The following is a 13,752-nucleotide window of genomic DNA, read 5'->3' on the forward strand; positions in this document are numbered from 1 at the left end:
TCTTCAGGTTGCCTAAGCCTTTTTTCAAAATGTCCTTTACAAAGGGTACACTTTATTGTAAGGCTCATCCTCTTTCTTATCTATAATTAAAGATTTTCTACGACAATATATGTTGCTTTTATAGGTCCATGCACCCCAATAATCGGAATCATCTCGATGTCAGCTGAGTTACTTGGACCAGTGATAAAGTTAATACATGATGCTACTTGTTCACCGCTCTTTACTTTTTCACGAATAAATTGTGCTGCTTGTGTCATTCGAGGCACAATTGTACTTTTAGGCATAATAATAACCGATGTTGCTGGTAGGAAGCTTACGGTTCTTCCTCTATCCTTGCTGCTGAAAAGGACAGCAGTTCCCGATTCGGCTAATGTTATTTCACTTATCGTGATTCCAACGTTTGCAAAGTTTGCCTTCTCTATGTTTTCTTCCTGTTTTGTATGATCCCATACATGAAGGTCAATTCCAGCCTCTGGCCATTCTTGATTCATAAGATGTGATAAGCCGTATTCATCAAAGCGATTATCTTTCCACGTAATGATTGGGCCACCGCCATAGTTTTTGACTACTTCCTTTAACGAGTCAGGTAATTTTTCCGTATTTGTTATGACGATATCTGTATTAATAGATTTGCACTGTTCTTTAAGAACCTCTACTAGATCATCCTGTGATGCACCTTTTAATACCTCATCTTGTGGGTTGAACTTCCATATTGGTTTTTCTACAGAAGTTTTTCTTTCCCGTCCCAACTGCTTCGCAATATTTGTTAAAAAGGACTCTCTATTTTGAATCGTACCATTCATTATTGTTCGCCTCCTTTTTCACGGTTTTTAAACCAATCACGGAATCTTTCTTTATTTGGAGCAGGGAAGTCACGAACATCTGTCCATGGTTTTAATGGGCCTGGCCCTTTTTTAATTTTTTCACCATTTGTGAAAGGAGACATTGCTGTTGGTGCAATTTTTGAGCCAATCTTATAAAGGGTTGAATTTGATGCACCAATACCGAAAGCCTTCATTAATAGTTTTTCCGAAATAGGTGCACGACCCTCTTTTTCAACAATGACTTGACGATGCTTATGAAGAAGCTCATGCAAAGGGATTTTCACAGGGCATGCTTCTGTACATGCACCACATAATGTGGATGCATATGGTAATTCTTTATAGTCATCATATCCGCCTAATAATGGGGACAGTACTGCACCGACTGGGCCAGAATAAATTGAGCCATATGAATGACCACCAACATGACGATAAACGGGACATACATTCACACATGCAGCACAACGGATGCATTGTAAAATGGATTGGAATTCTCCACCCAGTATTCCTGATCTTCCATTATCAAGGATAACGAGATGGAATTCCTCTGGACCGTCTACATCTCCTTCATCTTTTGGACCTGTTAAGGTTGTAATATAACTCGTTAGCTTTTGACCGACCGCACTTCTCGTTAAAAGGCTTACAAGAATCTCCATCTCTTCAAAAGTTGGTACAAGTCTTTCCATTCCCATCACAGTGATTTGTGTTTTTGGTAATGCTGATACTAGGTCAGCGTTACCTTCGTTAGTTACTAGCGTAACGGAACCTGTTTCAGCAACAGCAAAGTTACAGCCTGTAATACCTACATCTGCTGTCAAATATTCTTGGCGGAGTTTTTCACGAACATATAAGGCCATCTCCTCAGGCTTTTCGGTGCCGGTATATCCTTGTTTATTTTTAAATACATCACGTATTTGCTCTTTATTTTTATGAAGGGCAGGCACTACGATATGAGAAGGTGGCTCATGGTCATCCACTTGTAAGATGTACTCTCCTAAATCTGTCTCAATTACCTCACAGCCTAGGTTTTCTAGACATGCATTTAGGTTGATTTCTTCTGTTACCATTGATTTAGACTTTACTACTTTTTTTGCTTCTTTTTCTTTGATAACCTTTTGAATATACTCATTTGCTTCCTCTGGTGTTTGGGCAAAGAATACATGCCCTCCTCGTTTGGCAACGTTCTCACTTAATTCATATAAATAATAATCCATATTTTCAATGACATGCTGCCTAATTTCTTCACCATGTGAACGCCAGTCTTCCCAATTTCCTAGTTCTTCTGCTGCGTTAAGGCGACGTGATTGGAATCGCTCCTGGGCACTTGATACAGCACCGCGCATGAAGGTGTTGTCTAGTTCTTTATCGACACGCTCTTTAAATTTAACATCGCTTGTTTTCATTGCCATTTGGTATCCCTCATTTCTATCCGGTATGATCTGGCTACTTAATTATTGGTTCTTGATGATAATTCTGTATTTCGGCGTTAGTACACGGAATTCGGCGGTACCTCGCATAATTCGGCGTTAGCTCACATAATTCGGCGTTAGCTCACAGAATTCAGCGTTAGCTCGCAGAATTCAGCGTTAGCTCGCAGAATTTGGCGTTAGCTCGCATTATTCGGCGTTAGCTCACATAATTCAGCGTTAGCTCGCATTATTCGGCGTTCGCGCTTAGAATTCGGCGTTAGCTCGCATAATTCAGCGTTATCTCGCATAATTCGGCGTTAGCTCTCAAAATTCGGCGTTCGCTCGCTTAATTCGGCGTTAGTTCTCAGAATTCGGCGTTAGCTCGCATTATTCGGCGTTAGCTCACAGAATTCGGCGTTAGCTCACAGAATTCGGCGTTAGCTCACAGAATTCAGCGTTAGCTCGCATAATTCGGCGTTAGCTTGCATAATTCAGCATTAGCTCGCATATTTCGGCGTTAGCTCACAGAATTCGGCGTTAGCTCACAGAATTCGGCGTTAGCTCGCATATTTCGGCATTAACTCGCATAATTCGGCGTTAGATCCTTGTTTCTTGGATTTCTTATCGGCAGTTAAGTACTTCAGCAATATGCATCACATTAATTGGTTTACCTTTTCGGTCAATTCGACCACCGATATTCATTAAGCAACCGGCATCTGCACCTATTAAGATGTCAGCTCCTGTATCTTCCACACAAGCTACCTTCTCATCAACCATTTGCTCAGAAATATGGCTCATTTTAACTGAGAAAGTACCTCCGAACCCGCAGCAGCGTTCTTTACCGGGAAGCTCTGTAAATTCTAAGCCTTTTACATGACTTAATAATTTCATCGGTGCTTCTTTTACCCCTAATAATCGAGTCATATGACAAGAAGTGTGGTAAGTTGCTTTTCCTTCTAGCTTTGCACCTACATCTTCTACTTTAAGAACATCGACAATGAATTGTGTTAGTTCGTAAGTTTTATCAGCCAATGCTTGTGCTTGTGGTTCCCAAACTGGGTCTCCTTTAAAAATATGCGGATATTCTTTAAACATATATGCACATGAGCCAGATGGTGAAACAACATATTCTGCATGTTCGAAAGCTTTTATCATTTTTTTCATTGCTTCTTTTGTTTCCTCAACATACCCGCTGTTATAGGCAGGTTGACCACAGCAGATTTGTGACTCTGGAAAATCAATTTCACATCCAAGTCTTTCAAGAACTTCTACAGTTGCTTTCCCTACATTTCCTTGAAACATATCTACTAAACAAGTAGCAAAAAGGGTTACTTTCATTTTTCTCGCTCCCCGAAATTAAATTACTTTTTCTTATACTTTATTCCCATTTTTTATTTTAGTCAACCGGTCATCTGATGACTTAATTAAAAAAATGAGTAATCCTTGAAAGTGATTACATGTAAAAGGGTTGGGACAATATGATGTACCAACCCTTTGTGAGTTATTTTCCGCCAGTTTCTTCAAAATAATGACTTAACATTTTTTCTACACTTTCTAAATGGAAAAGCATAGCTTGTCTTGCTTCTTCCTCATTCTGATCAACTATCGCATTAAAAATATTCAAATGCTGCTCATACAGTTTTTCTGTTGTTGTTTGTTTGGAGAACAGCCATAACCGTCTTGTTTCTTTCATTGTTTCGATCATCATCCCTGAAACATGATCTAACAACGCAGATAATAAAGGATTATGTGCTGCTTTCGATAATGCCAGATGGAAGTTAAAATCCGCTTCCTCTCCTAGCTCCTCATCACCATTCACCTGTTTCATCTGCTCTAGTACCTCTCCCATAGCTTTTATATCAGGATCCTGGCGATTCCTCGCAGCACTAGCAGCAGTACCAGTTTCGATTATTTTTCTGACCTCTAATAGATTACGAACATCCTCTTTATTCATGAGGAATGCTGTTGATAAGGGAAATGTAAGTTGACTAGCTTCAAAGCCCTTTATGAAAGTTCCTTCTCCTTGTTTCATCTCAACTAAACCAATAGCCCTTAGAGCAGAGAGAGCTTCTCTTATTGCTGACCTTCCTACCTGAAAATTTTCTGCAAGCTGTTCAACAGAACTTAGCTTATCTCCAGGCTTCAGCTTCCCAGAGCGAATCATTTCATGTAAGGCTTCAGCAACTTCCTCATAAATTTTCTTGGGTTTTATATGTTTGTATTCCAATTAAATCCACCTCATTGACCCATTATATACAGTAATTATAGCACGACTTTATAACAAAATTCGCATTCTAGGTCTTTTGTTATTTTTACAGCCCCTTATTATAAAAGATGAAAAATGTATTGAATTTTTTAGATAAACAAAATATAATTTGAACATTAGGTCATCAGATGACCCAATCCTCATATTAACATAGAAAATGTAAACGATTACGTCAAAGGGGAGAGGAATGTTAAATGTTTACACAAAATTTTACCGCGGTCGGTGATAATCTTGCCTTAACCGCAATTGTAGCCATTATCCCAATTCTTTATTTTTTCTGGGCACTCGCAATTAAAAAAATGAAAGGCCATGTAGCCGGTTTGACAACCTTATTGATTGCCTTAGTCATTGCTGTAATCGCATTCAAGGTCCCTATTGGAACAGCTATAATGTCAGCATCTCAAGGTGCTGTGTACGGAATCGTTCCAATTGGCTGGATTATTATTACGTCTGTTTTTCTTTATAAATTAACAGTTAAAACAGGTCAATTTAATATTATTCGAAGCTCTGTTCTATCCATTACAGAGGACCGACGCTTACAAGCATTACTAATTGCTTTCTCATTTGGAGCATTTCTAGAAGGTGCTGCTGGATTTGGAGCACCTGTCGCAATTTCAGCTGCATTATTAGTTGGTTTAGGATTCAATCCCTTATATGCAGCAGGAATTTGTTTACTTGCTAATACTGCACCAGTAGCATTCGGAGCCATTGGTATTCCGATTACGGCAATGGAAGGTCCTACTGGTATTCCAGCGATGGAAATATCTAAAATGGTTGGACGCCAATTACCATTCATCTCAGTTTTTATACCGTTTTACCTTGTTGTTGTAATGGCAGGATTTAAGAAAGCTTGGGAGGTTATGCCTGCTATTTTAGTTTCAGGTGTTTCATTTGCCCTAACACAATACTTAAGTTCAAACTTTATTGGCCCTGAATTGCCAGATGTTTTATCTGCCTTAGTTTCATTATTTGCGTTAGCAATCTTCTTGAAGTTTTGGAAGCCTAAAACAATCTACCGCTTTAAAGGAGAAGATGAAAATGTCGTTAACCGTGCGAAAGCAACAGAAGTTTCGTATTCTGGTGGTCAAATCTTTAAAGCATGGTCTCCATTTTTAATCTTAACTGGGTTTATTTCATTATGGGGAGTACCAACATTAAAAACTGCTTTGACAGGCCATTATGAAGGTGCAAATATTCTTTTAAAAGGAATAAATTATCTAGGACAGGCTTTCACCTTTATGCCTGAGGTTCCGTTTTTACACAACAAAGTCATTGATGGCTCAACTGGTGAAGCAATCGCAGCTTTCTACAAGTTAGAACTATTAGGTGCTGCCGGTACAGCAATTCTCTTATCTGCAATTGTTACAAAATACATTCTAAAAATATCTTGGCGTGATTGGGTTTCAGTACTTGGCGAGACTATCGCTGAAATTAAATATCCATTGTTAACTATTTGTGCTGTTGTTGGATATGCTTATATCACCAATGTATCAGGAATGAGTACAACTCTTGGTATGGTTCTAGCTAAGACAGGAGATCTTTTCCCATTCTTTGCACCAGTATTAGGTTGGATCGGGGTATTCATCACAGGTTCAGATACATCTGCAAACCTGTTATTTGCAAAACTACAACAAGTTACAGCTTCAGGAATTGGAATGGATCCAGTATTAGCGCTAGCCGCTAACTCCTCTGGTGGGGTTACTGGTAAAATGATTTCACCACAATCAATTGCTGTTGCAGCTGCCGCGGTAGGCCTAGCTGGAAAAGAATCTGAACTAATCCGCTTTACGGTGAAACATAGTATTTTTCTATTACTCTTAATCTGCTTACTTACATTCTTGCAACATAATGTATTTTCATGGATGATTCCTTAATAAGATCAAATGCGCCTTGGCGTATTTGTGCCCAGATTTTTTCGAGCTTGCTCGAAAAGCTTCCTTTAAAAATCTGAGGCATCCGCCGGAGGCTTTAGGCCCACACGACGTGGGTCACTCAGACGTTGCCACAGGATGTGGCGTTCTTAGTCTGAGTTCCTTAATTTCAGTCGGGGTTTGAACCCCGCTGAATTGCAAACTGATTTGCATTCATCTCACCACATATAGAAGTGGGAGACTTCTTCTGAATAATGTTAAAAGTAAGTGCCCTTTACTTGTGTGAAGGGTACATTTTCTATAAAGTGATCCCTTGTTTTTAGAGTGAATTTTACTTAATTATAATAGTAGAATTCCTTATTAAGGACATACCAAAAGGAGTATAATAATTTTAGAAGAAAAAAAATGGAGGGGTTATTGATGGAACAACGTATTAACTATATGAAGGTTGCACCTGAAGCATTTCAGCTCATGTTGAAATTTGAAGAGTATTCGAAAACAACGGGGTTTGATAAAAAATTGATCGAGCTGATCAAGATTCGTGCTTCACAAATCAATGGTTGTGCGTATTGCTTAGACATGCACACGAAAGATGCTCGAGCCATCGGTGAAACAGAACAACGAATCTATTTACTAAATGCTTGGAGAGAAGCCCCATTTTATAATGACGAAGAGCGAGTTGCTTTAGAATTAACTGAAACCGTAACTTCAATTTCAGTGAACGGAGTTCCTGACGATTTATATCAACGAGTACGTGAGCACTTTAATGAAAAACAGTATGTAGACCTTATCATCTTAATTAATACGATCAATAGCTGGAATCGACTATCAATCTCTATGAACAATATTCCAGGAAGCTACAAACCAACTGTAAAAAAATAAAATATACCGATAAATAATAGAGCAATTCCTTCATGGATTTGCTCTTTTTTCATTTTTAAAGAAAATTACCATTTTTTTAAAATTCAACTGATTATATTTTTATAACATGTTACATTCGAAATGTAGTAAATATGTAGGGAGAAAGGGAGTAGAAATCGATGAATATGAAAGTCGAAATGATTCCAAACTATCGTATTGCATATGTCCGACAAGTTGGTCCATATGGTCCAGCCAATGTACTGGCGATGGAAAAAGTAAAGAAATGGGCTAAGGAAAAAAATCTTACTAAAACAGCAATATTTTTTGGCATTCCACAGGATAACCCCGAAACAACACTTCCAGGAAACTGTAGATATGATGCTTGTATTGTGATTTCAAACGATTATCATATTGATGATTCAGTTTCCGAGGATGAACTTTCCGGTGGAAAATATGTGGTTTTCAAGATCAAGCATACAGCAGAAGATGTCCAAAAAGCTTGGACTGAAATTTTTCCAGCAATCCAAAACAGCGAATACCAAATTGACAACAAACCAATTATAGAAAGATACACTGGTGAAATGATTAACAATGATTATTGCGAAATATGTGTACCTGTGAAACAGATATAGTGGAAAAGTAATGCTTCAAAAAGCAGAATGTTTATCTTAAAATTATGAATAAATGTATAATTAAATTAACAAAATTGGTTGGAGGGATATAGAATGGTTGATGTGATTCGTGAGGATTGGCTTAAAAATTTAAGAGTTGGAGATTTGGTAGGGATTAAAGAGGTTACAAAAGGGAATGGGAATTCATACACCTATTCTTCAGACGAGATTATCGAGACGACGGATAGTTCCTTTACTGTTTCATCAGGAATGGTTTTTAATGCTAATGGTATGAGTGAATATGTCTCTCCTATACATGTTACACTTAATTATGAAATTGTTCCTTTAACTGAGGATGTTAAAAAGAAGGGTAAATTCTCTAAAATAGAGAAACTGATAAACTTAGTTACAAATGGCGGAATGCAATAGAACGTAATTAGGGTATAAAATCCACACGATTTTATACCCTATTTTTGTTTTATCCTGCATTAACTAGCAGTAAAACCCCGAAATTGAACACAGACTAACTGCGCCACATCCTTTGGCAACGTCTGTGTGATCCACGTCGTGTGGGCCGCAACTATCAATCAGTGGGACTGATTGAAGTTTCACTTTATATGATAAAATACGTAATAACTGATAGAAAAATAGATGTAATTCCCATTGCAATTAGTGGTTTGAGTGCTTTAGTACGTAGATCTTTCAAACTCACATTTAGACCAAGCCCTACCATTGCAGCGGTTAATAGCCATGTTGTAACATTAGCAACCCCATTCATAAATCCAGTAGAAACGGGAATTGTATCTCCTAATACGTAACTTCCGATTATACTCATAATGATGAAGCCAATTAAAAACCATGGAAATTCAATTTTAGCATCTGAGTCGGTCGAGCTTGTATTCTTCCTTTTCATAATATACATCAATATAAAACAAAGTGGTACAAGTAAAAAGACTCTGCCTAGTTTTGCAAGTAAACCAATGGCAAGTGCATCCTCTCCCCCTGGCGCTGCAGCGAGTGCTACATGGGCAATTTCATGCAAGCTTATCCCAACCCAGCTTCCATACTCCACATCTGTTAAGGGTAAAATCGGGCGTAAAATTGTATAAATGATAGCAAATATTGTTCCTATTAAAGCAATAATTCCGACACCTATTGCTGTATCCTCATCCTTCGATTTGACGATTGGCGCTACTGCGGCAATTGCCGCTGCACCACATACACCTGTCCCTACTCCAAGAAGGAGCGAAATGTTTTTATCAGCTTTTAATAGCTTTGCAAGCCACACTGTTAATAATATGGCAAAGATGATTACTCCCACATCCCGGATTAACAGTCCAAGTCCATCTTGTACTACAGTGTTAATGTTCAGCTTCAGTCCATACAAAACAATTGCATAACGTAATAGTTTTTTTGAAGAAAATACAATCCCAGAGCGTAGAAGCTCAGGGTAACCAAAAAATTGACGATATAAAATAGCAATGATAATTGCTGATGCTAATTGTCCAACATGATCAAACCCAGGTGTTTTAGCTAAAAGATATCCAAGTAAAGCAATGATAAACGTAAAAGCAACTCCACCTATCCATTTTACAAGTGGCGAGGTTTTTGGATCTGGCTGAATCGGTTCTAGTACTCTTGTACTTTCTGCTGTCATAATATCGCCTCCACACTTTATCTATATCATTATCTTAATATACATTTTACTATAAGAAAAATAATTATTATTGATAATAATGATAAGTAAAAGTATATAATAGGATTTGAATATTAATAGGATTGCAGATGATTGGAGAATTTGCTCATCACTTTTTTCCAGTTATTAGGATTACGTGTGGGGCTTTCTGCGTTTGTACATCACCATTTTCCAGTTACTAGGATTACGAGTGGGGCATCCGGCGTTTGCACATCAATGTTTTCCAATTATTAGGATTAAGTGAGGGACATCATGCCTTTACGCATCACCATTTTCCAATTATTAGGATTACGTGAGGGGCATTATGCCTTTGCACATCACTATTTTCCTATTATTAGGATTACGTGAGGGACATCATGCCTTTGCGCATCACCGTTTTCCAGTTATTAGGATTATATGAGGGGCATCCGGCGTTTGCGCATCACCACTTTCCAGTTACTAGGATTACGTGAGGGGCATCCAACGTTTGCACATCATCATTTTCCAATTATTAGTATCCTATGAGGTGCATAACGCTTTCCCTCATCACCATTTCCTATTTATTAGTAGATCACAAGGCGAATTACCAAAGCGATTTGAAATTCTCATGTAGAGGGTGATTTTAATGGACCAGCATTTACAAGTATTTATTACAGTTGTTGAAAAGGGTAATTTTTCGCGTGCTGCAGAGGAACTGCATATGACTCAGCCCGCTGTTAGCCAATACATTCAGGCATTTGAACGCACGATGGGTACCAAGTTATTGGACCGAACAAATAAATACGTTCGTCTTAATAAAGCAGGAGAAATCGTCTATCACCATGCGAAGGAAATTATAGGATTATATTCAAAGATGCATTATCTTGTGGATGACCTTACGAATAAAACGAGTGGACCATTAACTATAGGAGCAAGTTATACGTTCGGTGAATATGTTTTGCCACACATTATTGTAAATATGAAGAAGGAATACCCTTTGATCACTCCATCAATTACGATTGGTAATACTAAGGATATAGCTGAGTTGATGCTTGCACATCAATTAGATATCGGAATCGTTGAGGGTGATTTTAATAATAAACAGTTATCGATTGAACCTTTTGCGAAGGATCACTTGTATGTTGTTGCATCACCTAAGCATCGATTAGCACAACTTAAAGATGAACTTTCGATTTCAGATATAGCAGAGGAAACGTGGATTGTTAGAGAAAATGGTTCAGGTACGCGAGAAGCGGCTGAGAAATTGTTTAAGCTAGGAAAAATTGCTCCAAAGGATTTACTTGAATTCGGTAGTACTCAACTTATTAAAGAATCTGTTGAGGCTGGTCTTGGAATAGCACTACTTTCGGATTGGGCTGTTCGAAAGGATATTGAAAATGGTGCCCTCTGTAAAATATCTATAAAAAATAGCACCATTACACGGGATTTTTCAATTGTATTGCATTCGCCTTTTCAAACGAAGGCGTTAGAAGTGTTCTTAAATATGGTAAAAGAAAAATAAAGAGCTGAGTCACAAAATCAGCTCTCTATCTTACCTTAATCTTCAAATACCTTAAGTGCTTCATATTGGAATCCCTGATATTGATAATTTTGCTTTTTATACATTTCCCTAGGGGTATCTTCCCCATCAGCAACCAATATTACAATTTTATCTGGAAATGATTCCATCACAAATTGTTGCAACCTACTGCCGATCCCCTTGTTCCTATAAGATGCATCAACATTTAATCCATCAATTTCTACAGTTTCAGTCGAAACGTTAACAATCGCATATCCCGCTGACACTTCCTGATAAAATGCGAGAATTTGAACAATAGCTGGATCATCAAATTCACGTTTACTAAAGTCTATTTTTTGTCGTGCAAATTCCGATCCATATTGTAAATCCTGATTATACTGGAGTTGTAAAAAGTTCTCTACGTTTTGGTTATTAACAGCTTTAATTTCAATATCTTGATTGTTGTTAACCTTTGGAAAACAATTTGGCCTTATTGCATATAATTCCAAAAATCCACTTTCATAACCCGTTTCTGTTAGATAAATTCTTACTTCTTCAGATAGTTTTTCATTTTCAGGAAAGTAAAACTTCAGATGATTTTGACCTCGTTTTAGATGAAAGTCCCTTAAATACTTTTCAGTATCCTTTAATTCAGATATTCCGGGCATCTTTTTAAACTCGATAAAGTTACTATCATACATAATGAGCATTTCAGGATAATGAACATGTGTAAATAGATTATTTTCTAGTACAATATTTCCAACCTTTTTAATATCTTTAAATGTAATTCCCCTCATTTTGTACTCTCCCTTTTAACCTAATCTTTCATAAATCTCTTCCCACTGCTTCTCCAATTCTTCCTTTTTTGTATATAGTTGTTGAATTCGCTCCAAGTCTTGAATACCTAATAGCAGTTGATCCAGCTCTGAAATCTTAGCCTCTACTATTTCTAATTCCTTCTCCAAGTTCACCTCATCATTTGTCTTTTCTTTTATTTTGATTCTTGCTGGTTCTACTATTTTTCGTTCCTTTCTATCTGTCATTTTCTTAGCCATCTTCTCCTTGGCCCAAGTATAGTTCCCTTCAAAACAATGAACCTCTTTTGAATCAATCCAATAAATTCGATCAAAAAGCTTATTAAGAAAGTAACGGTCATGTGAAACAGCTAGAATTGTACCGTTATATTCGTCAAGTGCTTCCTCCAACACTTCTCTTGATTCGATATCAAGATGATTCGTTGGCTCATCCAAAATAAGTAAATTTATATCCTGATACATTAGTTGTGCCAAGCGAAGCCTCATTCTTTCACCACCACTAAGCTGTGAAACTTTACGAAAGACAGAATATCCGTAGAATAAGAACCTTGCTAAAATTTGTCGTGCTTCTCCTTCTGTAACACTAACCTCATTGCGAAAGACTTCGATAATTGTTTCATCATGACTTTCAGAGAAAATTTGCTGTGATAAATACCCAATCTTCACGTTACTTCCAACCCGTATTTCACCTTCATCAGCTTGAATTTGGTTTAAAATCATTTTCAATATCGTTGATTTACCGCTTCCATTTTCACCGATAATTGCTACTCTTTGCTGATAAGTTATATGCATATTGACATGATTAAAAAGTACTCGTTCTCCAAATTGCTTAAACACATTATTAAGAACAATCACATCTTTTCCACTACGATCCAAAGATTCTACTTCGAAATTCATTTTCTTCCGATTTATGACTGGTCGATCTAATTTCTTCATTCGTTCTAGCGCTCGTTCCATATTTCGCGCACGTTTATGAAGGCCCTCGTTAGGTGGATTCGCACGATTTGCCCATTCCTTAAGCCTTTTAATTGCTTCCTTCATTTTCTTTATTTTCTTTTGTTGCTCCTCGTAGGCTTGAAACTCCCTTAAGATTTGCTCTTCCTTCTCTTTGACATACCCTGAAAAGCTAGTCTGATAACACTTGATTTCTCCATCTTCTAAATCAAAAATCCTATTCACTACCTCATCTAAAAAATAGCGATCATGGGATACAACAATAACTGAGCCACGATAATCTTTTAAAAAAGTCCCAAGCCACTCAACCGCCATTAAATCAAGATGGTTCGTTGGTTCATCTAGTAGTAATAAATCTGGATTTTTCAAAAGGCTAAGCCCTAAACCAACCTTAGTTTTTTCTCCACCACTTAAAGTTGAAAAAGTTTTTTCTAATAAGTTATTAAGTGAAAGACCATTGACCACTTTCTCTATATTGGACTCTATTTCATAACCACCCTGGAGGGAAAATTGATCTTGAATATCCCCGTAATCTTTTATTAATTTTTCAAGATGTTCCCCGGTCGTTTCCTTGCTCATCTCGAGTTCCAGTATCTTCATTTTTTCTTCTATTTGTAAAAGCTCTTTGAAGGCTGTTTTTAATACAGCTTTTGTTGTTAATTGGCTATGATAATCTGGAATTTGCGTTAAATAGCCAATTTTTGTTCCCTTTTTCCAATGGATTTCCCCAGTGTCTGGTGTTTCCACAGCAGCAATAAGCTTAAACAAAGTTGACTTTCCACTACCATTCCGACCCACTAGTCCGATACGAGCCCCTTCATTCATTTCAAATGAAATATCTTCAAAAATGGTATTACCACCATATGATTTTGTTACTTTATTCGCACTGCAAATGATCATGGTTCATTCCTCCTTAAAAAAATGCAGAAAAAAGCCACGGAGAAGACAACACTCCCCATGGCAAAATAAAT

General features: G+C 37.4%; 12 protein-coding genes. 5 read left to right on the top strand and 7 right to left on the bottom strand.

Annotated elements, in window-relative coordinates:
- Positions 1–86: 86 nt before the first annotated feature.
- The 4 genes from MJG50_RS16895 to MJG50_RS16910 all read right to left on the bottom strand — a co-directional run bounded on the left by MJG50_RS16895 (position 87) and on the right by MJG50_RS16910 (position 4,457).
- Positions 87–803, bottom strand: coding sequence for a LutC/YkgG family protein (locus tag MJG50_RS16895; RefSeq protein ID WP_275695646.1), 717 nt, complete (start codon positions 801–803; stop codon positions 87–89).
- Positions 803–2,230 (bottom strand): LutB/LldF family L-lactate oxidation iron-sulfur protein, encoded by a 1,428-nt coding sequence (locus MJG50_RS16900; RefSeq protein WP_240256931.1) that lies wholly within the window; start codon positions 2,228–2,230, stop codon positions 803–805. Before MJG50_RS16900 ends, MJG50_RS16895 begins: the two co-directional genes overlap by 1 nt.
- Positions 2,231–2,851: 621 nt before the next feature.
- The gene (locus tag MJG50_RS16905) at positions 2,852–3,568 is read right to left on the bottom strand and encodes a (Fe-S)-binding protein (RefSeq protein WP_240256932.1); all 717 of its coding nucleotides are present in this window, start codon (positions 3,566–3,568) and stop codon (positions 2,852–2,854) included.
- 163 nt (positions 3,569–3,731) lie between these two features.
- On the bottom strand, positions 3,732–4,457 hold the full coding sequence (locus MJG50_RS16910; protein WP_275695647.1) for a FadR/GntR family transcriptional regulator: 726 nt from the start codon (positions 4,455–4,457) through the stop codon (positions 3,732–3,734).
- 233 nt (positions 4,458–4,690) lie between these two features.
- Here MJG50_RS16910 and MJG50_RS16915 point away from each other — a divergent pair, with 233 nt between their 5' ends.
- The 4 genes from MJG50_RS16915 to MJG50_RS16930 all read left to right on the top strand — a co-directional run bounded on the left by MJG50_RS16915 (position 4,691) and on the right by MJG50_RS16930 (position 8,268).
- The gene (locus MJG50_RS16915; protein WP_240256933.1) at positions 4,691–6,370 is read left to right on the top strand and encodes an L-lactate permease; all 1,680 of its coding nucleotides are present in this window, start codon (positions 4,691–4,693) and stop codon (positions 6,368–6,370) included.
- A gap of 417 nt (positions 6,371–6,787) precedes the next feature.
- A complete protein-coding gene (locus tag MJG50_RS16920; RefSeq protein ID WP_240256934.1) occupies positions 6,788–7,249 on the top strand; it encodes a carboxymuconolactone decarboxylase family protein in 462 nt (153 codons plus the stop codon).
- Positions 7,250–7,407: 158 nt separating this feature from the next.
- A complete protein-coding gene (locus MJG50_RS16925) occupies positions 7,408–7,860 on the top strand; it encodes an AraC family transcriptional regulator (protein ID WP_240256935.1) in 453 nt (150 codons plus the stop codon).
- A gap of 93 nt (positions 7,861–7,953) precedes the next feature.
- Positions 7,954–8,268 (top strand): hypothetical protein, encoded by a 315-nt coding sequence (locus MJG50_RS16930; protein ID WP_240256936.1) that lies wholly within the window; start codon positions 7,954–7,956, stop codon positions 8,266–8,268.
- A gap of 184 nt (positions 8,269–8,452) precedes the next feature.
- Here the strand turns inward: MJG50_RS16930 and MJG50_RS16935 are convergent, their stop codons facing one another.
- Positions 8,453–9,496: a YeiH family protein gene (locus tag MJG50_RS16935; protein ID WP_240256937.1), complete on the bottom strand. Its 1,044-nt coding sequence runs from the start codon at positions 9,494–9,496 to the stop codon at positions 8,453–8,455.
- A gap of 643 nt (positions 9,497–10,139) precedes the next feature.
- Between MJG50_RS16935 and MJG50_RS16940 the strand changes: the two genes are divergently transcribed.
- A complete protein-coding gene (locus tag MJG50_RS16940; protein WP_240256938.1) occupies positions 10,140–11,015 on the top strand; it encodes a LysR family transcriptional regulator in 876 nt (291 codons plus the stop codon).
- 35 nt (positions 11,016–11,050) lie between these two features.
- Here MJG50_RS16940 and MJG50_RS16945 read toward each other — a convergent pair whose 3' ends face one another.
- A complete protein-coding gene (locus tag MJG50_RS16945) occupies positions 11,051–11,809 on the bottom strand; it encodes a GNAT family N-acetyltransferase (protein WP_240256939.1) in 759 nt (252 codons plus the stop codon).
- A gap of 15 nt (positions 11,810–11,824) precedes the next feature.
- Positions 11,825–13,681: a ribosomal protection-like ABC-F family protein gene (abc-f, locus tag MJG50_RS16950; protein WP_240256940.1), complete on the bottom strand. Its 1,857-nt coding sequence runs from the start codon at positions 13,679–13,681 to the stop codon at positions 11,825–11,827.
- Positions 13,682–13,752 lie beyond the last annotated feature (71 nt).

It is taken from the genome of Fredinandcohnia quinoae, from assembly GCF_022427965.1.
GTDB lineage: Bacteria > Bacillota > Bacilli > Bacillales > Bacillaceae_L > Ferdinandcohnia > Ferdinandcohnia quinoae.

Excerpts from the sequence above, each read along its gene's own strand:
- MJG50_RS16895 (WP_275695646.1), bottom strand. The coding sequence starts at position 803 with ATGAATGGTACGATTCAAAATAGAGAGTCCTTTTTAACAAATATTGCG.
- MJG50_RS16940 (WP_240256938.1), top strand. The coding sequence starts at position 10,140 with ATGGACCAGCATTTACAAGTATTTATTACAGTTGTTGAAAAGGGTAAT.
- MJG50_RS16935 (WP_240256937.1), bottom strand. The coding sequence starts at position 9,496 with ATGACAGCAGAAAGTACAAGAGTACTAGAACCGATTCAGCCAGATCCA.
- MJG50_RS16915 (WP_240256933.1), top strand. The coding sequence starts at position 4,691 with ATGTTTACACAAAATTTTACCGCGGTCGGTGATAATCTTGCCTTAACC.
- MJG50_RS16920 (WP_240256934.1), top strand. The coding sequence starts at position 6,788 with ATGGAACAACGTATTAACTATATGAAGGTTGCACCTGAAGCATTTCAG.
- abc-f (WP_240256940.1), bottom strand. The coding sequence starts at position 13,681 with ATGATCATTTGCAGTGCGAATAAAGTAACAAAATCATATGGTGGTAAT.
- MJG50_RS16945 (WP_240256939.1), bottom strand. The coding sequence starts at position 11,809 with ATGAGGGGAATTACATTTAAAGATATTAAAAAGGTTGGAAATATTGTA.
- MJG50_RS16925 (WP_240256935.1), top strand. The coding sequence starts at position 7,408 with ATGAATATGAAAGTCGAAATGATTCCAAACTATCGTATTGCATATGTC.
- MJG50_RS16900 (WP_240256931.1), bottom strand. The coding sequence starts at position 2,230 with ATGGCAATGAAAACAAGCGATGTTAAATTTAAAGAGCGTGTCGATAAA.
- MJG50_RS16905 (WP_240256932.1), bottom strand. The coding sequence starts at position 3,568 with ATGAAAGTAACCCTTTTTGCTACTTGTTTAGTAGATATGTTTCAAGGA.
- MJG50_RS16930 (WP_240256936.1), top strand. The coding sequence starts at position 7,954 with ATGGTTGATGTGATTCGTGAGGATTGGCTTAAAAATTTAAGAGTTGGA.